This window comes from Phenylobacterium hankyongense (assembly GCF_003254505.1).
GTDB lineage: Bacteria > Pseudomonadota > Alphaproteobacteria > Caulobacterales > Caulobacteraceae > Phenylobacterium > Phenylobacterium hankyongense.
On record NZ_QFYP01000001.1, the window covers coordinates 2,333,750 to 2,350,491 of the forward strand.

The 16,742-nt window shown below is 71.0% G+C and carries 22 protein-coding genes; 10 read left to right on the forward strand and 12 right to left on the reverse strand.

Annotated features, from left to right (window positions below; translation table 11 throughout):
- The first annotated feature begins 28 nt into the window (after positions 1 to 28).
- Both DJ021_RS11295 and DJ021_RS18910 read left to right on the forward strand, forming a co-directional pair.
- Entirely contained in the window at positions 29 to 2,686 is a 2,658-nt protein-coding gene (locus DJ021_RS11295) for an alkaline phosphatase family protein (protein ID WP_207801820.1), read from the forward strand.
- Positions 2,687 to 2,812: 126 nt separating this feature from the next.
- A complete protein-coding gene (locus DJ021_RS18910) occupies positions 2,813 to 2,965 on the forward strand; it encodes a hypothetical protein (protein WP_165837191.1) in 153 nt (50 codons plus the stop codon).
- Between the two features lie 28 nt (positions 2,966 to 2,993).
- Here the strand turns inward: DJ021_RS18910 and DJ021_RS11300 are convergent, their stop codons facing one another.
- Positions 2,994 to 3,230 carry a hypothetical protein gene (locus tag DJ021_RS11300; protein WP_111457643.1) on the reverse strand — a complete coding sequence of 79 codons (237 nt, stop codon included), beginning with the start codon at positions 3,228 to 3,230 and terminating at the stop codon, positions 2,994 to 2,996.
- Between the two features lie 99 nt (positions 3,231 to 3,329).
- Positions 3,330 to 3,500 (reverse strand): hypothetical protein, encoded by a 171-nt coding sequence (locus tag DJ021_RS18915; RefSeq protein ID WP_165837192.1) that lies wholly within the window; start codon positions 3,498 to 3,500, stop codon positions 3,330 to 3,332.
- 145 nt (positions 3,501 to 3,645) lie between these two features.
- On the opposite strand from DJ021_RS18915, the gene DJ021_RS11305 reads away from it, so the two are divergent.
- Positions 3,646 to 3,918, forward strand: coding sequence for a BON domain-containing protein (locus DJ021_RS11305; protein ID WP_111457644.1), 273 nt, complete (start codon positions 3,646 to 3,648; stop codon positions 3,916 to 3,918).
- Positions 3,919 to 3,921: 3 nt separating this feature from the next.
- Here DJ021_RS11305 and DJ021_RS11310 read toward each other — a convergent pair whose 3' ends face one another.
- A complete protein-coding gene (locus DJ021_RS11310; RefSeq protein ID WP_111457645.1) occupies positions 3,922 to 4,965 on the reverse strand; it encodes a DUF2125 domain-containing protein in 1,044 nt (347 codons plus the stop codon).
- A 24-nt stretch (positions 4,966 to 4,989) separates the two neighbouring features.
- Between DJ021_RS11310 and DJ021_RS11315 the strand changes: the two genes are divergently transcribed.
- Positions 4,990 to 5,529 (forward strand): gamma-glutamylcyclotransferase, encoded by a 540-nt coding sequence (locus tag DJ021_RS11315; RefSeq protein ID WP_111457646.1) that lies wholly within the window; start codon positions 4,990 to 4,992, stop codon positions 5,527 to 5,529.
- Here DJ021_RS11315 and DJ021_RS11320 read toward each other — a convergent pair.
- Genes DJ021_RS11320 through DJ021_RS11335 form a run of 4 tightly spaced genes read right to left on the reverse strand, consistent with a single transcriptional unit; the run spans position 5,526 to position 8,498 of the window.
- On the reverse strand, positions 5,526 to 6,233 hold the full coding sequence (locus DJ021_RS11320; RefSeq protein WP_111457647.1) for a lysophospholipid acyltransferase family protein: 708 nt from the start codon (positions 6,231 to 6,233) through the stop codon (positions 5,526 to 5,528). The two genes, DJ021_RS11315 and DJ021_RS11320, sit on opposite strands and share 4 nt — an antisense overlap.
- Before the next feature lie 2 nt (positions 6,234 to 6,235).
- On the reverse strand, positions 6,236 to 6,865 hold the full coding sequence (locus DJ021_RS11325) for a YdcF family protein (RefSeq protein WP_111457648.1): 630 nt from the start codon (positions 6,863 to 6,865) through the stop codon (positions 6,236 to 6,238).
- Entirely contained in the window at positions 6,862 to 7,755 is an 894-nt protein-coding gene (locus tag DJ021_RS11330) for a cell division protein FtsX (RefSeq protein WP_111457649.1), read from the reverse strand. The genes DJ021_RS11325 and DJ021_RS11330 overlap by 4 nt, the downstream gene beginning before the upstream one ends.
- Positions 7,752 to 8,498, reverse strand: coding sequence for a cell division ATP-binding protein FtsE (locus tag DJ021_RS11335; protein WP_165837193.1), 747 nt, complete (start codon positions 8,496 to 8,498; stop codon positions 7,752 to 7,754). Before DJ021_RS11335 ends, DJ021_RS11330 begins: the two co-directional genes overlap by 4 nt.
- Positions 8,499 to 8,554: 56 nt before the next feature.
- Here DJ021_RS11335 and DJ021_RS11340 point away from each other — a divergent pair, with 56 nt between their 5' ends.
- From DJ021_RS11340 to DJ021_RS11350, 3 genes are read left to right on the forward strand one after another with little or no spacing between them, the layout of a single operon-like run.
- Positions 8,555 to 9,421: a DUF3426 domain-containing protein gene (locus DJ021_RS11340; protein ID WP_111459072.1), complete on the forward strand. Its 867-nt coding sequence runs from the start codon at positions 8,555 to 8,557 to the stop codon at positions 9,419 to 9,421.
- Complete coding sequence (locus tag DJ021_RS11345) at positions 9,414 to 9,941, forward strand: phosphoribosyltransferase (protein ID WP_111457650.1); 528 nt, start codon at positions 9,414 to 9,416, stop codon at positions 9,939 to 9,941. The genes DJ021_RS11340 and DJ021_RS11345 overlap by 8 nt, the downstream gene beginning before the upstream one ends.
- A gap of 4 nt (positions 9,942 to 9,945) precedes the next feature.
- Positions 9,946 to 10,449 carry a 2'-5' RNA ligase family protein gene (locus DJ021_RS11350; RefSeq protein WP_111457651.1) on the forward strand — a complete coding sequence of 168 codons (504 nt, stop codon included), beginning with the start codon at positions 9,946 to 9,948 and terminating at the stop codon, positions 10,447 to 10,449.
- Here DJ021_RS11350 and DJ021_RS11355 read toward each other — a convergent pair.
- The 4 genes from DJ021_RS11355 to argH form a co-directional block, all read right to left on the reverse strand.
- Positions 10,446 to 10,928 carry a lysozyme inhibitor LprI family protein gene (locus tag DJ021_RS11355; protein WP_133254990.1) on the reverse strand — a complete coding sequence of 161 codons (483 nt, stop codon included), beginning with the start codon at positions 10,926 to 10,928 and terminating at the stop codon, positions 10,446 to 10,448. The two genes, DJ021_RS11350 and DJ021_RS11355, sit on opposite strands and share 4 nt — an antisense overlap.
- A gap of 215 nt (positions 10,929 to 11,143) precedes the next feature.
- A complete protein-coding gene (gene lysA / locus DJ021_RS11360) occupies positions 11,144 to 12,421 on the reverse strand; it encodes a diaminopimelate decarboxylase (RefSeq protein WP_111457653.1) in 1,278 nt (425 codons plus the stop codon).
- A complete protein-coding gene (locus tag DJ021_RS11365; protein ID WP_111457654.1) occupies positions 12,418 to 12,753 on the reverse strand; it encodes a hypothetical protein in 336 nt (111 codons plus the stop codon). The genes lysA and DJ021_RS11365 overlap by 4 nt, the downstream gene beginning before the upstream one ends.
- Entirely contained in the window at positions 12,750 to 14,186 is a 1,437-nt protein-coding gene (gene argH, locus DJ021_RS11370; protein WP_111457655.1) for an argininosuccinate lyase, read from the reverse strand. Before argH ends, DJ021_RS11365 begins: the two co-directional genes overlap by 4 nt.
- 159 nt (positions 14,187 to 14,345) lie before the next feature.
- Between argH and DJ021_RS11375 the strand changes: the two genes are divergently transcribed.
- The gene (locus DJ021_RS11375; protein WP_243625971.1) at positions 14,346 to 14,801 is read left to right on the forward strand and encodes a TlpA family protein disulfide reductase; all 456 of its coding nucleotides are present in this window, start codon (positions 14,346 to 14,348) and stop codon (positions 14,799 to 14,801) included.
- Positions 14,802 to 14,819: 18 nt separating this feature from the next.
- Here DJ021_RS11375 and DJ021_RS11380 read toward each other — a convergent pair whose 3' ends face one another.
- The gene (locus DJ021_RS11380) at positions 14,820 to 15,242 is read right to left on the reverse strand and encodes a helix-turn-helix domain-containing protein (protein ID WP_111457657.1); all 423 of its coding nucleotides are present in this window, start codon (positions 15,240 to 15,242) and stop codon (positions 14,820 to 14,822) included.
- A 199-nt stretch (positions 15,243 to 15,441) separates the two neighbouring features.
- Between DJ021_RS11380 and DJ021_RS11385 the strand changes: the two genes are divergently transcribed.
- Together DJ021_RS11385 and DJ021_RS11390 are read left to right on the forward strand one after the other, a co-directional pair.
- Positions 15,442 to 16,344 carry a lysozyme inhibitor LprI family protein gene (locus DJ021_RS11385; protein ID WP_133254991.1) on the forward strand — a complete coding sequence of 301 codons (903 nt, stop codon included), beginning with the start codon at positions 15,442 to 15,444 and terminating at the stop codon, positions 16,342 to 16,344.
- Between the two features lie 93 nt (positions 16,345 to 16,437).
- On the forward strand, positions 16,438 to 16,683 hold the full coding sequence (locus DJ021_RS11390; RefSeq protein WP_133254992.1) for a hypothetical protein: 246 nt from the start codon (positions 16,438 to 16,440) through the stop codon (positions 16,681 to 16,683).
- The last annotated feature ends 59 nt before the right edge of the window (positions 16,684 to 16,742 follow it).

The following is a 16,742-nucleotide window of genomic DNA, read 5'->3' on the forward strand; positions in this document are numbered from 1 at the left end:
CGCCGCCCCAGGAAGGTAGAAGATGAGAATGAAACCGACGGCATGGGCTCGTTTCCCGGGCGTGCTCGCCGCTTCCTGCCTCATGTCGTCGGTTTGGAGCCTAGGGGGCTATGCCCGGGCCTTGGAGGCCTCCTCTCAGGTGGCTCCCGCGCTCGCTTCAGCCAGCGTGACGGAGGCGCCGCTGGACCGGCGGCCCGGCCCCTTGCCCAGCGGCGGGGCCTACCTCCCCAACGGCTGGCGCATCAGGCCTGCAGGCAAGGCGATCGCGACGCTGGCCGATACGGTGACCAACCTTGCGGTCTCGCCGGACGGCAAGCTCGTGGTGGCGCTCAATTCCGGCTTCCTGCCCCACGGGCTGACCGTTTTCGACGCGAAGACCCATCGGCAGCTTCAGCGCATCGATCTGCCGGCCACCTTCGTAGGCCTGGCCTGGTCGCCGGACGGGCGCACCCTTTATGTCTCCGGCGGCAACGCCAAGTACGTCGGCAATTATCACACCGCCCTTCAGGGGGCGGTCGAGCCGATGGGCGCTGCCGCAAATCGGGCGTCGGTCTATGAATTCACCTACACGGGAGGCCGGCTGAGCGCGGCGCCGACCGCGCGGCTCTCCGAGACCGTCGACCCGGGCCAGGTCTGGTGGTCGGGCCTCGCCTATGCCCCGGACCGGGGACAGCTCTACGCCGTCAACCAGGGCCCGGGCGCCGCCCCGGGCAATGTCGTGGTGTTCGATGCCCGAACCCGTCGGATCGTCACCCGTATCCCGGTGGAGATGAAGCCCTATCAGGCGATACTGACGGCGGACGGCAAACGGCTGTTCGTCTCCAACTGGTCGAGCGGATCGGTGAGCGTCATCGACACCGACACCAATCGGGTCGTCACCACCCTGCAGGTCGGCCGGAATCCTAGCGACATGAAATTGTCCGCCGACGGGCGGCTGTTCGTCGTCTGCGCCAACGACAATACCGTCCATGTCATCGACGCCAAGACGCTCGAGACGCTTGAACGGCTGTCGACCAGCCTTTCCCCCACCGCCCCGGAAGGTTCTACGCCAGACGCCCTGGCCATCGATGAAGCGCGCAAGCTCCTTTACATCGCCAATGCCGACAACAACGCCATCGCCGTCGCCCGGATCGAGAACCGAAAGCGCAGCGCGGTGGTCGGCTTCATCCCGACGGGGTGGTATCCCTCGGCGCTCGCTTTGGCCGATCGAGGCGCGACCTTGTTCATCGGCGCTTCCAAAGGCGAGATGCCGCACCCCGATCCCCTGGGGCCGGGCAGTCCGCGAGTGCCGTCGGCGCGCATAGATCAAGATTTCAAGAAGCTTATGGAAGCCGGCGGCTGCAGCGTCCACTGCGTGCAGACCGGTAGCCTGGAAGCGCTGCGGGTCGCGAATCTGGACGAGCGGCTGTCGAAATGGACCGAGCAGGTGGCGGCGAATACCCCCTACAGCGATGCCCTTCTGCGGCGGGCCCGGCCGCCCCGGACCGCGAGCGTCATCCCGCAACAGGTCGGTCAAGGCTCGCCGATCAAGCACGTCATCTACATCATCAAGGAGAACCGCACCTACGACCAGGTGTTCGGTGATCTGCCGGGCGCGAATGGCGATCCGGGCCTGACCATCTTCGGCGAGAAGGTTACGCCAAACCAGCATGCGCTGGCCAAGCAATATGTGATCCTCGACAACCTCTATTGTGATGGCGAAGTCAGCATGGATGGCCATTACTGGTCGACCGCGGCCTACGCCACGGACTTTATCGAGAAGATCTGGCCATCCGTTTATGCAGGACGCAGCAGCACCAACGCCGATGTCGACGCCGCCACACCGGCCTCCGGATTCTTGTGGGACGCGGCCCGGCGAAAGGGATTGACCTTTCGCTCCTACAACGAGCTTCGCCAGTTTTTCGCCGGACGTCACATCTCTCGATACGAAGCCATCCAGGGGCCGGCCGGTGAGGATTCCGATTGGATACCGGCGGATGCCAAGGTTTTGGACGTGTTTCTGGGCGAGCTCCGGCAATATGAAGCGAACTACGACAGCCCGGATCCCGAGAAGCGGCTGCCCAACCTCATCGTCATGAGCCTGCCTGACGACCATACGAAGGGCGCGATGCCGGGCGCGCAAACGCCTAAGGCCATGGTCGCCAGCAACGACTACGCCCTTGGCCAGTTGATCGAGGCGGTCAGCCACAGCCGCTACTGGCCTGAGACCGCCATCTTCGTCATCGAGGACGACGCTCAGGACGGTCCGGATCATGTGGATGCGCGCCGCACCCACGGCCTTGTGGTCAGTCCTTATGTCAAACGCGGCGTAGTCGACAGCACGCTCTATTCGACCACGTCGATGGTGCGTTCGATCGAGCTGATGTTGGGGCTACCGCCGATGAGCCAGTACGACGCGGCGGCGATGCCGATGTACGCATCCTTCGGCGCGACGCCGCTGGTGACGCCGTTCACAGCGATCAAGCCGATGGTCGACGTGAACGCCAAGAACACGCCGTTGTCCTATGGCGCTCAGGAAAGCCGCCGGATGGATTTCTCGGACGCGGACCGCGCGCCAATGCACCTCCTGAACCAGATCATCTGGAAGAGCGTGAAAGGCAGCGACGCGGTCATGCCGGCGCCGGTGCACAGGTTCCGCCCGATCGTCGATGCGCAGGAGGCCGAGGACAGCGACGACCGGGACTGATCGGGGGGGAAGGCCTAGAGCTTCACAGGTAGGTTCCACGATGTCGGCAAGCTTGTGATTTGAGGGTTCCTGCCGCCGCGCGCCGGCCCATTATCGCCAGGCGCTTCCGTCGGAGGGAGGCCCCGTGTGGACCAGCCGAATCTCTTCTGGATCAGCCTGGCGATCGTGGTGGCGCTCGCCGTCACGCTGGTGCTGGTGAATCTCGTCGTCTGGGTTGTTCGTGGTCGCTACAGACGCGCCCACCTGAGGGCCAGGACGTTGCCGCGGGACGAGGCCTGAACGCGACGCCGCGCCGGCGGCCGCCAGGTCAGCGGGCCAGGGGCAGGTTGTCGGCGGTCTCGGTGAAACCCAGGCGGCCGGCGACGCTGCCGTCGCGCAGGAAGATCCGCACCTCCGCCTCATGGCCGGCGTGCGCGTACTGCGCGGCCAGCCTTCGGGCCGCCTGCTCGGCCTGGGCGCCGCTCTGGAACAGCAGCTCGTTGTCGAAGGTGTCAGCCTTCACCGACCAGCCGACCAGGGCTGAACGCACGCAGATGAGGCGCATAGGATCCTCCTGAACTCGGAGCGATCCTCTAGCGGCGGCTCGTGTCGGCCGAATGACGCCGTCGCCACATTCGCGGGGCGGCGGACGGTTCCGGCGGCCTTATTCGGACTCCTTCGGCGCCTCGATGGGTCGCGGGCGGTCGACCTGGCCGCGCTCGTCGGGCTTCTGCTTGCCGCTCTCGCCCCATTGGCCGCCGTAGATCGAGGGCTCGCCGGGGGTTTCCTTCTCCGGCGCGGCTTCAGGGGTGCTCTTCGGGGGTTCGCCTGACATCGGGTCTCCTCTCCCTGCGCAACGCCCCAGCGGCGGCCAGGGGGCCGGCGGTCATCGCGAAGCTGTGACGTTGGCGCGGCTGGATGGCGGGCGTAAGATGTCCCCGCTGGGTGCCGGCCGTCTTTAACGAGAAGGAGGTGCATGGATGCCCGAGCTCGCGATCTATCCCATTTCGGATCTGAGGATCCGCGTGGAGGTCCAGGATCGTCTCCGCCACACGCCCGGGCTCGACGCCTCGGACATCGAGGTCAAGGTCGACCATTGCGAGGTCCGCCTCGGCGGGGTCGTCTGGTCCGACGCCGACGCCCTGCGCGCGGTGGCCGTGGCCGTGGCGGTCGACGGCGTCAAGCGGGTGAAGAACACCCTGCTGGTGCAGGCCAAGCGCGGCGGCATGGGGACGGGCTTCCTCGCCCCCTAGCCGTCAGCGGCTCTCGTAGACCCTCGGCGCGGGCCCGATCGCCACGGGCCCGAGCGTCGTCTGGCCTGCCTGGAAGTCCAGGGTGGCGCGGGCGACGTCGCCGGTCCCCTGGCGCGCCTGCGCCACCGCCGCCGCGGCGTGGGCGGTCTCCGGCGGCAGGACGCCGGTCTCCCCCATGGCCCCGAGCGCCCGCGGCGCCTGTCGCAGCGAGACGTCCAGCACCCCTGACAACCGGCCGTCGCGGCTGACGCCCAGGGTTCCGGACTTGGCGCCGATCAGCGCGTCGCCGGCGGTGAGCCCGCCGTCGCGGACGGTCATCTGGCCGCCGGCGTCGGCCCAGCGGCGAACCGCGGAGGGCCAGTCGGAACCAGTGAAGGCGCTCATCTTCGACAACGTCGAGTTCCAGGCGATGGAGATCGGCTTGTCGCCGGCGATGCGGCCGAGCAGGCCGGAAAGCCGGGCCTTGCCGTTGTCCACCTTCGCGAACACCCCGCCCTGGTCGTCGGGCCCGGCCCGCAGGTGGAACTCCACCCGGTCGGCCGCCGAGAGCGCGAAGGGCTGCGCGCCGGGGGCGGGGGCGAAGGTCAGCTTGACGCCCTCGAAGGAGAAGCTCGGCGGCCGCTTGTCGAAATCGCTCAGGCTGGCGCGGATCAACTGGCCCTTCACCGCCACCGGCCCGCCCACCGGCCGCACGAAGGTCAGCCCCTGCGGCGCGGCGACGATCCAGTGGGTCAGGGCGTGCATATAGGCCTCGCCCTCCAGGGACGGGGCCTCCAGCCCCCAGCCGGACGGCTCGCGGACGCGGGGCTCGGTCAGGGTCACGTCCATACGGAACGGGTAGCCGCCGATCAGCCGGTCCTTCCAGCTGACCTGGTAGCCGGCGCTCTTCAGGTCGGCGACGGCGGCGTCCATCCGGGTTTCCGCCTGGCCCCGCGCCCAGAGCCAGAAGCCGCTCCAGGCGACGATGGCCAGCAGCAGCAGGATGAAGGGCAGGTAGAGCCCGAGGCGGCGGAATTTGCGGGGGGGCGGCAGATCGTGCAGAGACATGGGCCTTCTTTAGCGCGGGGCGCGATGTCGGACGAGCGTTGGGTCTTCGGCTACGGCTCGCTGATGTGGCGGCCGGGGTTCGCGTTCGCCGAGCGGGCGGCGGCGACCCTGCACGGCCGCCGGCGGGCCTTCTGCATCTACTCCGTCCACCATCGCGGCACCTACGCGCGGCCGGGGCTGGTGCTGGGCCTGGCGCCGGGCGGGTCGACCCGCGGCATGGCCTACCGCATCGCCGACCGCGACTGGGAGGAGGTCTACGCCTACCTGCTGGAGCGCGAGCAGCCGACCGAGACCTATCTGGAGGCCCGTCGCGAGGTGCGGCTGGCCGATGGCCGCCGGGTCGAGGCGCTGGTCTTCCTCTCCGACATCCACCATCCGCAGTGGGCGGGACGGCTGAGCCTGGAGCGGCAGGCGGAGCTGATCGCCGGCGCCACCGGGCTCTCCGGCCGCAACGTCGACTACCTGCGCGACCTGGTGGAGCACCTGCGCGAGGAGGGCGTGCGCGACCGCTGCATGGAGACCCTGCTGGGCCTGGTGCAGGCCCGCGAGCTGGTGGCCAGCTAGAGCGGCAGCAGCTTCGTCGAGGCGGTCTCGATCCGCTCTTCCAGGATGCGCATGAACTCGGCGCGTTTCAGGCCGGGCGGGATCGGCTCCAGGTACTCGAAGACGATGGTCCCCGGGTAGCGCAGGAAGCCATGGCGCGGCCAGTGGACGCCGGAGTTGGTGGCGACGGGGATGACCGGCACGTCGATCTCCCGGTAAAGCGCGGCGATCCCCGGCTTGTAGTCGCCCGGCACGCCCGGCTCGCCGCGGGTGCCCTCGGGGAAGATCACCACCTGCCGACCCTCCGCGAACCGTTCCTTGGCGTCCTTGACCAGCTTCTTCAGGGCGGTGGCGTGGGCCTCGCGATCCACGGCGATCATCCGCACGTGGCGGGCGTACCAGCTGAACCACGGAATCCGCATCAGCTCCTTCTTGGTGACGAAGGCGGAGGCCGGCAGCCAGATGAACTGGGCGAAGACGTCGAGCATGCACTGGTGCTTCGGCGCGACCAGGGCCGCGCCCAGCGGGATGTACTGGCGGCCGCGCACCTCGACCCGGATGTCGCAGCAGACCCGCAGCAGGACGAGGATCCCGGTCGCCCAGATCCTGAACATCCGCAGGCTCCACACCCGCGGCCCGAACAGCAGCGGCGTGCAGCCCACCGCCACCAGCACGGACCACAGGTAGAACAGCACCACGAAGATCAGCGATCGGACGGCAAGCACGGTCAGCCCTTCTGTTGCGTCGCGCCGGGCGCCGGTTCGCGAGGGCCCAGCCCCAGCACCGCCTCGCGGCCGAGGATCGCCAGATACTTGCAATACTCCACCACCATCAACCGCGCGCTGCGCGGGCTCTTCCACCAATGGCGGACCTTCAGCGACGGCGTGGCCACCGCATAGCTCTGCAGGTGCGCCTGCGGCTCGCGGAGCACGGCCCGCAGCTCGAGCATGGCGCGGGGCATGTGGTAGTCGGCGGTGACGATGATCAGGCTCGAATAGCCCCTGGCTTTGGCCCACTCGGCGGTCTCACGGGCGTTGCCCACCGTGTCGGCGGCGTTGAAGCCCAGGTCGACGCAGCAGTCGTAGAGCCGGCGTACGGCCTTGGAGGCGGTGCGGATGTCCTCGCGGCTGGCCTCGCGGTTGACGCCGGACACCAGCACCCGCTTGCCGAGCCCCTCGCTCAGCAGGCCGACGGCGGCGGCGATCCGCTCGTTGGAGTTGGCCCCGGTCAGCGCCACGATCCCGTCGGCGACCTCCGGGTCCGTCGCCGGCGTCGACTGCTGCACCCGCGCGGCGAAGGCGAGCAGGCCTGCCGCCCAGATCAGCGCCACCATCAGGAAGGCCGCGATCGACTTCATTGCATCTCCCGGATCAGCCCGCTGGCCGTCAGCCGCGCGGCCGTCGCGGCGACCACGGCGGCGATCAGCGGGCAGGGTAGCACGGCCAGCAGGTCGCCCCAGGCGATGGGCAGGGCGGGCGTCAGCCCCTCGCCGCCGCCGGCCAGCCGCAGGACCGCGCCCAGGCCCGCGGCCGCGATCGCGCCCAGCAGGCCCGAGAGACCCGCGATCCGGGCGAACCGCAACTGGAACAGCCGGGCGATGAAGCCGTCACCGGCCCCGGAGAGGTGCAGCACCTCGACCACGTCCCTGCGCGCCGCCAGACCCGCCCGCGTGGCGAAGGCCACCACCGCGGCCGCCGCGCCGGCGATCAGCAGGAACACCGCCGATCCGGTCCAGCGCACCACGCCGGCCGCGCGGCGGATGTCCTTCAGCCAGACGCTGTGGTCGTCGACGACGGCGTCCAGCCCCTGGGCCTTCAGCGCCGCGTCGAGCACCGGGGCGGTGGCGGGCTGGCGCGCGTCCAGGCTGACCGCCACCAGGCGCGGCACCGGCAGGTCCTCCAGGTCGGTGACGTCGCCCAGCCAGGGCCGGATCAGGTCGTAGGCCTTCTGCGGCTCCAGGGCGCGGGCCTCGGAGACCCCGGGAACGCCGGCCAGCGCCTCGGCGGCGCGGGCGGCGGCGGCGTCCGGGCTCTCGCCGCCCCTGGCGCGGACGATGACCGTCGCCTCGGCCGCGAGCTGGCTGCTCCAGCCATGGGCGGCGCGGTCGGCGGCGATCACCCCGAGCGCGGTCAGGCAGGCCAGGAAGCAGAGCACCGCCACCACGAAGATCAGCGAGCCGTCGCGGGCCTCGCTCTCGGGCAGGAAAGGCGCCGGCCGCCAGCGGGCGGGATCGAACAGCTCGCTCATGGCGCCGCCGGGCCCTGCGGCGCCGGTCCCTGGGGAGGGCGGGCCGTCAGCCGACCGCCCTCCAGGTGCAGCACCGGCCGTCCGGAGCGGGCCACCATGTCCTGGTCGTGGGTGGCGATCAGCACCGTCGTGCCCAGCCGGTTCAGCTCCACGAACAGCCGGTAGATGCGCAGCGCCATCTCGTGGTCGACGTTGCCGGTGGGCTCGTCGGCCAGCAGGATTTCCGGCCGGGCGACCACCGCGCGGGCGATCGCCAGCCGCTGCTTCTCGCCGCCGGCCAGGGTGGCGGGCATGGCGTGCATCCGCTGCCCGAGGCCCACCCAGCTCAGCAGCTCGGCCACGTCGTTGCGGTACTCGGCCGGCCGCCGCCCGGAAATGCGCAGCGGGATGGCGGCGTTGTCGAAGGTCGAGAGGTGGTCGAGCAGCAGCAGCTCCTGGAACACCACCCCGATCCGGCGGCGCAGGTGCGGCCGGCTCTCGGCGGTCGAGCGGGAGACGTCCTGACCGAACAGGTGGATCAGCCCCTTCGAGGGCTTGGCCGCCAGGTAGACCAGCTTGAGCAGGGAGCTCTTGCCGGCCCCCGAGGGGCCGGTGACGAAGTGGAAGGACCCCGGGGCCAGGCCGAAGTTCAGATCGCTCAGCACTTCGGGTCCACGGCCATAGCGCATGGACACGTCGTCAAAGCGGACCACCTCGTCGGCGGCGGTGTCAATCGCCGCAGCGGCGTTGGGGTTTCTGGACATGGAGGCCGAAATCGGCGACCTCGGAGGAGGTTGCTGGAGCATCCGATTCGGCCGTCATGATACTGACCTGTCCAGAGTGCGCCACCGGCTATTTCGTCGATGACTCACGCATCCCGTCCGCCGGCAGGACGGTGAAGTGCACGAGTTGCGGGGCGCGTTGGACGGCGCGGCGGGAGAGCGGCTTCGAGGCGGAACCGCCGGAACCCGACCTGCTCGCCGAGCTCAGGGACGAGCCCGTCGCCGCGCCCACGCCGGAGCCGGTCCTCGCCGCGACCCCCGAACCCGAGATCGAAGCTGTCCCGGCCATAGAGCCGGCTCCCCGCCCGAAGGCGCCGGCGCGTCCCGCGACCGCCGCCCGCAGCGAGGCGCGCGCCAGCGCCATGCTCTGGGCCGGCATGGCCGCCGCCGTGGCCGTGGTGATCGTCGCCGCCATCGTGTTCCGCCAGGACGTGGTGCGGCTGTGGCCGAAGAGCTCAGCGGCCTATGCGGGCCTCGGCCTGCCGGTGAACGGCGCCGGCCTGGTGATCGAGGCGGTCCACGCCGAGCCCACCTTCCTGGGCGGCCGTCCGGTGCTGTCGGTGACCGGGTCGATCCGCAATGCGCGCGACGACTCCGCCCAGTCGCCGCCGATCCGCATCAGCCTGCTCAACCGCGCGGGCCAGCCGGTGGCCGCCAAGATCGCCCGACCGATCGACACCCGCATCCCCGGCCACGCGCAACGCCACTTCGCCATCGCCATCCTCGACCCGCCCTCCAACGCCCACGATTTGGAGGTCACCTTCGAGGCGCCGAACGCCAAGGCCGCCAAGTCCGCCAAGGTCGCGCCGCACGCCGCCGAGGCGGTGCTGGCGCCGACGCCCGCGCCCATCGAGGCGCAACCGCTCCCCTCCGGATCCCCAGACGCGCTTCCCGACCATGGCTGAGCCCGCGCCCGTCGTCCTGATCTCCGAGGCCGAGGTGGCCGAACGGGTGGAGGCGCTGGCCGGCCTCATCGCCCCGCGCATCGACGACGAGACGGTGGCCGTCTGCCTGCTGACCGGCGGCCTGTGGTTCTGCTCGGACCTGATGCGGGCGCTGGCCCGGCAGGGCCGTTTCGTCCGTTTCGACGCCCTGTGGCTGGCCTCCTACCGCGACGAGCGGGTGAGCACCGGCCGCTGCGAGGTCCGCGCCGACCTGCAGCGTCCGCTGGTCGGCCGCAAGGCGCTGATCGTCGACGACGTGTTCGACACCGGGCTGTCGCTGTCCGAAGCCGTGCGCCTGGTGCGCGACGCCGGGGCGAGCGAGGTGCTGACCGCCGTCTTCGCCCGCAAGCCCTGGCCGACGCCGCGCGCCATGGAGCCCGAGTTCGTGGCCTGGGAAGCGCCGGCCCGCTACCTGGTCGGCTACGGCATGGACTCGGCCGGCGCGTTCCGGGGGCTGCCGTACGTGGGCGCGCTGGACTGAGGCCGTGAGCGGCCTGGTCCTGGTCACCCCGGAACTCGAGGCGCTGACCGCGGACATCCGCGCCGCGCACGATCCCGCCGCGCGGTACGACATGCCGCCCCACATCACCGTGCTCTACCCCTTCATCCCGATGCCGAAGCTGCGGCCCGAGGACCGGGCGCGGCTGGCCGAGGTGGTCGGCGCCTTTCCCGCCCTCGACCTGAGCTTCTCCCGCCTCGCCCGCTTTCCGCAGGTGCTTTGGCTGGCGCCCGATCCTGAGGGGCCGGTGCTCGCCCTGGCGAAGGCCGTGGCCGCCGCCTTTCCCGACTGCCCGCCCTACGGCGGCCAGTTCGAGACCGTGATCCCGCATGTGACGCTGGCGCAGGCGCCGGAGCCGGTGCTCGACGGGCTGGAGGCGCAGATGCGCCTGCGCTTCAGCCAGCCGGTGCGGGCGCGGGTCGACGCTGTCGCGCTGTTCGCCACCGCGCGGCGACGCTGGCGCGAGGTCGAGCGCTTCCCGCTGGCCTAGGACGGATTGTCGGCGAGGGCGTTGAGTTCGGCGATCCGCCGGCGGTAGAGGTCCGCGACCGCCTCGCGGGACCGGCGCGCCGCCTGCTCACGCCGCAGCACCCAGCGATCCTGCGCCGCCCGGAGCTGGGCGCGGGGGACGCCGGATCGAACCGCCTGGGTGAAGGCGCGGTTCAGCTGGCGGTCGTACTGGGCGAGTTGGGCGTCGTTGCAGACCATCCGCTCGGACGGCCGGAGCGCCCAGTCGCAGTGGAAGGCCGGCTTGACCGACCCGGCCCGGGCGGCGACGCGGCCGGGACCCGCGGGCTTTGGCGCGGACGTCATCGGCTCGGACCCCGGAACAGCCGGAGTGACGCCGGCCACGCCGTCGTCGATGGCGGTCGCGACGGGCTCAGGAACGCCGGCGCCGCGCTGAAACCCCGGCTGGACGAAGTAGCCCAGCGCCAGCCCGATCCCGAGCGCCGCCGAAATCCCGGCCACCATCCATCCGTGCGAGCGGCGCGCTCGCGCCCTCGCCCGGGGCGGCGGTCGCGGGACATCGGCCTTGGGATTGGGGCGGTCGACTCCCGGTCCCGAAAAACCGTTGTAGTGGGTCCCGGGCAGCGGCTCTCGGAATGGGCTGTCGATAGCCATGGCAAGCAATGCCCGTCAGGCGTCCCTCAACCGGGTAACCCGTCGGGCGGCCCTGTGGTTGCCTAGGCGGGCTCGAGCCAGGGCGCAGGCTGCTCGCGGGCCAGCATCTCGTCGTAGGTGGGGCGTGGCCGCACCACGGCGTAGTCGGCGCCTTTCACCAGCACCTCGGGGGCCAGCGGGCGGCTGTTGTACTCGCTGGACATGGCCGCGCCGTAGGCCCCGGCGCTCATGAAGGCCACCAGGTCGCCGGCCTCCAGCGGCGGCAGCAGGCGGTCGCGGGTGAAGGTGTCGCCGGTCTCGCAGACCGGCCCGACCACGTCGTAGGCCAGCGGCGCGCCGGGGCGCGGCGCGACCGGCCGGATGTCGTGATAGGCGTCGTACATGGCCGGCCGCAGCAGGTCGTTCATCGCCGCGTCCAGCACCAGGAAGCGGCGGCCCTCGGGCCGCTCATTGACGTGCAGCACGCGCGCCAGCAGCACGCCGGCGTTGGCGGCGATCATCCGGCCGGGCTCGAAGGCGAACTGGACGTCCAGGCCCTGGGTGACGCCGGCGATCATCGCGGCGTAGTCGGCCGGCGACGGCGGCTCCGGCTGGTTGAAGTAGGGCACGCCAAGGCCGCCGCCCAGATCCAGGCGCTCGACCGACAGGCCTTCGGCCCGCAGCCGTTCCACCAGCCCGCGCATCTTCGCGAAGGCCGCCGCCATGGGGGCGAGGTCGGTGATCTGGCTGCCGATGTGGCAGGCGACGCCCAGCGGCTTCAGCCCGGCCATGTTGGAGGCGTTGGCGTACAGGCGCTCGGCCTCGGCGAAGGAGACGCCGAACTTGTTGTCCGCCTTTCCGGTGGAGATCTTGGCGTGGCCGCCGGCCTCCACGTCGGGGTTCACCCGGATGGCGATGGCCGCGCGCCGGCCCTTGTCGCGGGCGATGGCGTCCACCAGCCGCAGCTCCGGTTCGGACTCCACGTTGATCTCGGCGATCCCGGCGTCGAGGGCGAAGGCGATCTCGCGGGCGGTCTTGCCGACGCCCGAGAAGACGATCCGCTCCGGCGGCACGCCGGCGGCGAGCGCGCGGCGGATCTCGCCTTCGGAGACCACGTCCGCGCCGCAGCCGAGCCTGGCCAGGGTCGCCAGCACCGCGACGTTGGAGTTGGCCTTCACCGCGAAGGCGATCAGCGGGTCGCGCAGCCCGGCGCCGGTGAGGGCGTCGCGCAGCACCAGGTAATGCCGCTCCAGGGTGGCGGAGGAATAGACGTAGACCGGCGTGCCCACGGCGTCGGCCAGGGCCTTCAGCGGCACGTCTTCGCAGTGGAGCTCGCCCCCCCGCAGCTCGAAATGGTTCATCGCGGATTGGCGTAGGGGTCGGGCAGGGCGCCCTGCGGGCCGGAGGCGGTCGGGTTGGGCGAGGTGCCCTGGATCGGCAGGGTGCGGGGCGGGGCCGGGTCGGTGGTGGCGTCGCGCGGATCGACGGTGTCGACCGGCCGGTTCGGATCCTGGCCGATGCGGCTCTGCTCGTCGGCGGCGCGGGTGGTGTTGCGGCCCTGGCCGAACATCGGGCCCGGGCGTTCCAGGCCGCCGAGCTTGCCGCAGCCGGCGAGCGCGCCGGCGGAGGCCGCCAGGGCGGCGAGCGTCAAGGCCGCCGCTATGGGCGCGCGCGTGAAGGTGCGAAGGCTCATGCCAGGATATCCTTCCAACGGTTGATCTGCGATCGCACCTGGTCGGGCGCGGTTCCGCCGTAGCTCTTGCGGCTGGCGACCGAGGCTCCCGGCGCCAGCACGTCGTAGATGCCGGCCGTGATGCGCGGCTCCAGCGCCTGCAGGTCGGCGAGCGGCAGGCCAGGCAGGTCGCAGCCCAGCTGTTCGGCCCGCTTCACGGCTGCGCCGGTCACATGGTGCGCCTCCCGGAAGGGAAGTCCAAGCTCGCGGACCAGCCAATCGGCGAGATCCGTCGCGGTGGAGTAGCCGGCCCCGGCGGCGGCGGCCATCCGCTCGCGGTCGGGCTCCAGGTCGGCGACCATCCCGGTCATGGCGCGCAGGGACAGCTCCAGCGCATCGAAGGCTTCGAAGGTGGGGACCTTGTCCTCCTGCATGTCCTTCGAATAGGCCAGCGGCAGGCCCTTCATCACCACCGCCAGCTGGGTGAACGACCCGAGCAGGCGCCCGGCCTTGGCGCGGACCAACTCGGCGGCGTCGGGGTTCTTCTTCTGCGGCATGATCGACGAGCCGGTGGTGAAGGCGTCCGACAGCCTCACGAAGCCGAACTGCGGCGTCATCCAGATGACGATCTCCTCGGCCAGTCGCGACAGGTGGATGGCGCAGATCGTCGCCGCCGCCAGGGCCTCCAGGGCGAAGTCGCGATCGGCGACGCTGTCCAGCGAGTTGGCCGTGGGCCGGTCGAAGCCCAGGGCCTCGGCGGTCATCTGCCGGTCGATGGGAAAGGGCGAGCCGGCCAGCGCCGCGGCGCCCAGCGGGCTCTCGTTCATCCGCACGCGGGCGTCGGCGAAGCGCGAGGCGTCGCGGCCGAACATCTCCACATAGGCCATCAGGTGGTGGGCGAAGGTCACCGGCTGGGCCGGCTGCAGGTGGGTGAAGCCGGGCGTCAGGGTCTCGACATGCGCCTCGGCCTTGGCGACCAGGGCGCCTTGCAGCGCCTTCAGCTGGGCGGTCGTGCGGTCGCAGGCCTCGCGGACCCACATGCGGAAGTCGAGCGCCACCTGGTCGTTGCGCGAGCGCGCGGTGTGCAGCCGGCCGGCCGCCGGGCCGATCAGCTCGCGCAGCCGGGCCTCCACGTTCATGTGGATGTCCTCGAATTCCTCGCGGAAGGGGAAGGTCCCGGCGGCCATCTCCTGGCCGATGGTCTCCAGGCCCTGGAGGATGGCGGCGGCGTCTTCGCTTGAAATCACCCCGGCCTTGCGCAACATCGCGGCGTGCGCTCTGGACCCTTCCAGGTCCTGCGTCGCCAGCCGGCGGTCGAAGCCGATGGAGACGTTGATCGCCTGCATCAGTTCGTCGGGCCTGTCCGAGAAACGGCCGCCCCACATAGCTTGCCCGCGTGGGGCCTGCCCGCCGGGGGCGGGCTTTCCGGGGGCGTCAGAGGAGTCGTCTGTCATATGAGCGATCAACCTGCGGCGAATCCCAGGGGCGGGGTCCTGACATGGGCCCTCTGGTGCGCCGCGTTGCTAGGCGTCGCGGCGGTTCTCTACATCATCGTACAGGCTTCGTTCAAACCCACTCAGCCCGGCGGGTTGAAGTCGGTGGCCAGGGGCGAGATGGCGAAGCTGGTGGTTCCGGCCGAAGCGACGGTCGGGCCGGCGAACACCTTCTACGACGCGGACGGCAAACCGCTGCGCGTGGCGGACCTCAAAGGCAAGGTGGTGGTGCTGAACCTGTGGGCCACCTGGTGCGCCCCCTGCGTCGCCGAAATGCCGACCCTGGCCAAGCTGCAGGCGGAATATGCAGGCAAGCCGGTGGAGGTGGTGGCGGTCAGCGTCGACAGCCCCTCGGCGGTCGACAAGGCCAAGGCGTTCATCGCCCAGCACGCGCCGCTGAAATACTACAGCGATCCGAACATGAAGCTGCCGTTCGCCCTGAAGCCGCCGGCCGCCGGCATGCCGACCACGGTGATCTACGGCGCCGACGGCCTGGAGCGTGGCCGCATCTCAGGCGGCGCGGACTGGTCCGGTGCGGACGCCAAGGCTCTTGTGGACCGGGTGCTGGCGGGCTGAGACCCCGCCCGGGCCCTCCTAGGCGACTTCCCGCGGCTTGGGGGCCGGCGCCTGCACCTCCGGCGCCACGGTGCGCAGCAGGGTCAGGAGCGAGGCCCGCGCTTCCCCGCCCAGCCGCTCGTAGGCGGTGAGCAGCTCGAGCGCGCCGGGCGTGCGCATCCGCGACAGCAGGTCGAGGTCGCTGGTGGTTTCGCGGTCGGGGCCGTCGAGCACGTCCATCAGATCCACGACCCGGCACTTCAGCGCCCGCGCGATCTGCACCAGGCGCGAGAAGGAGATGCGGTTCGTCCCGTTCTCGTACTTCTGGATCTGCTGGAAGCTCACGCCGCATTGCTCGGCCAGCGCTTCCTGCGAGATGCCGATCGTGCGGCGGCGTATCCGAACGGCCGCCCCGAGCGCGATGTCCATCGGGTCGGGCGCCTTGGTCGATGATTCAGCCATCCTGATCTCCCCTCCAACGATCGTTCGAACCGTGACTCGCAGAACACTGGTCTTCGGACTGCTGTATTAATGCCTTTTATTTCTTGTTTGCAAAGAACGACATCGACCTCCGGGCCCTGCAACCGAGCTGCGCCTTACGGGTTGGAGGGAGATGCCGGGCCACTTCTCAACCGACGCCGCGGAGCGGGCACAACCCCACGTGGGTATTGCAGGCGGAGCCGACGAGCCCGGCCGGCGCCGTGCAGGGGTGGTGCTTGGCGCGCTCGCCGCCGCGGCGGCGTCCCTGGCGCTGGCCTGGTGGCTCGGGGTCGACGACAACCGGCAGTTGGTCCGGACCGGCTCGCCGCCGGCCGTGAGCCCGTCCCGCCCGATCCCGCAGCGATCCTATGCCGGGGCGCCGGACGCCGGCCAGGTCGGCCGCGCCTACGACCAGGTGCGGGACGTCTACGCCGAAAGCGGCGCGGCGGGGCTCGTGCGGTTTTCGCGGACCTGCAGCGAATCGCTGCGGGCCGATCCACGGGTGCTCGATTTCTGCCTGGCCTTCGACCTGTACGCGGGGCCGGTGACCGCCTCGGGCGCGGCGGATGCGGAAACCCGCGCCTGGTTCGCCGATGGCTCGGCGCGGCGGCTCGCCGAGACCCGGGCCTCCCTGCCGCCCGCCGCCGACGCAGCCGCACGTCTCGCCGCCGTCCAGCGGCTGATGCGCGACGCCAGCGGGATCGCCGAGGCAAGGAGCAAGCCCGTCCGCTCGGCCCCTGCGGTCCGCACCGCGACGGCCAAGGCCCGCCACGCCGCCCGCCCCGCAGCGGTGCGCCGCCCCGCCGCGATCGGCGGCCGGGCGCCGCCGGGGGCCAGATGCCAGCTGCGTTCGACGCCCGCCGATCGGACCGTCTGCGCCAGTCCGGGCCTCCAGGCTTCCGACCGCCGGATGCAGGCCGCGTACCGGGCGGCGCTGGCGTCGGGTGCGAATCGCGGGCGGCTCGGCCGCGACCAGGCTCGGTGGCGGGTGACGCTGAACCGGGCCGCGCCGAACCGCGCCGCGGTGGGCGCGCTCTACGAAAGCCGTATCCGCGAGCTGCGGGCGATGGCCCGTCGAAGGTGATCGTCGAAGCCGATCGTTCGCAAGTTAAGCACTTGGTGACCGAAGCACCTCCGAACTCCGGGGTTCGACCGCCAGCGATCGGAACCCATACGCGTGATCCGTACATTTCCCCACTTTGACCACGGCGCCGCCCTCCGGGTGCCGCCGCCGCACGACGCGAAGAGTTGGCAGAAGCTGTGGGTCTGGCTGGGCGAGGACGCCCGGTCGGTGGCCGAGGCCGCCGCCGTCCAGGTCCGCACGCCCGAAGGCCCGGTGGTCGCCCACTGCGGCGACTGGATCGTGCTGTCCCACTCTGGCGCCTTCCACGTGGCCCACGCCGTTCGCGCCTGCGACGCCTAGTTCAGTTAGGAACAGGCGAAATCCAGCTGTCCGACGGGCAGCTGATTCGCCGGGGCTCC

Excerpts from the sequence above, each read along its gene's own strand:
- DJ021_RS11295 (WP_207801820.1), top strand. The coding sequence starts at position 29 with ATGAAACCGACGGCATGGGCTCGTTTCCCGGGCGTGCTCGCCGCTTCC.
- DJ021_RS11300 (WP_111457643.1), bottom strand. The coding sequence starts at position 3,230 with ATGCGCCTCATCTGCGTGCGTTCAGCCCTGGTCGGCTGGTCGGTGAAG.
- DJ021_RS18915 (WP_165837192.1), bottom strand. The coding sequence starts at position 3,500 with ATGTCAGGCGAACCCCCGAAGAGCACCCCTGAAGCCGCGCCGGAGAAG.
- DJ021_RS11305 (WP_111457644.1), top strand. The coding sequence starts at position 3,646 with ATGCCCGAGCTCGCGATCTATCCCATTTCGGATCTGAGGATCCGCGTG.
- DJ021_RS11310 (WP_111457645.1), bottom strand. The coding sequence starts at position 4,965 with ATGTCTCTGCACGATCTGCCGCCCCCCCGCAAATTCCGCCGCCTCGGG.
- DJ021_RS11315 (WP_111457646.1), top strand. The coding sequence starts at position 4,990 with ATGTCGGACGAGCGTTGGGTCTTCGGCTACGGCTCGCTGATGTGGCGG.
- DJ021_RS11325 (WP_111457648.1), bottom strand. The coding sequence starts at position 6,865 with ATGAAGTCGATCGCGGCCTTCCTGATGGTGGCGCTGATCTGGGCGGCA.
- DJ021_RS11330 (WP_111457649.1), bottom strand. The coding sequence starts at position 7,755 with ATGAGCGAGCTGTTCGATCCCGCCCGCTGGCGGCCGGCGCCTTTCCTG.
- DJ021_RS11335 (WP_165837193.1), bottom strand. The coding sequence starts at position 8,498 with ATGTCCAGAAACCCCAACGCCGCTGCGGCGATTGACACCGCCGCCGAC.
- DJ021_RS11340 (WP_111459072.1), top strand. The coding sequence starts at position 8,555 with ATGATACTGACCTGTCCAGAGTGCGCCACCGGCTATTTCGTCGATGAC.
- DJ021_RS11345 (WP_111457650.1), top strand. The coding sequence starts at position 9,414 with ATGGCTGAGCCCGCGCCCGTCGTCCTGATCTCCGAGGCCGAGGTGGCC.
- lysA (WP_111457653.1), bottom strand. The coding sequence starts at position 12,421 with ATGAACCATTTCGAGCTGCGGGGGGGCGAGCTCCACTGCGAAGACGTG.
- DJ021_RS11365 (WP_111457654.1), bottom strand. The coding sequence starts at position 12,753 with ATGAGCCTTCGCACCTTCACGCGCGCGCCCATAGCGGCGGCCTTGACG.
- argH (WP_111457655.1), bottom strand. The coding sequence starts at position 14,186 with ATGACAGACGACTCCTCTGACGCCCCCGGAAAGCCCGCCCCCGGCGGG.
- DJ021_RS11375 (WP_243625971.1), top strand. The coding sequence starts at position 14,346 with ATGGCGAAGCTGGTGGTTCCGGCCGAAGCGACGGTCGGGCCGGCGAAC.
- DJ021_RS11380 (WP_111457657.1), bottom strand. The coding sequence starts at position 15,242 with ATGGCTGAATCATCGACCAAGGCGCCCGACCCGATGGACATCGCGCTC.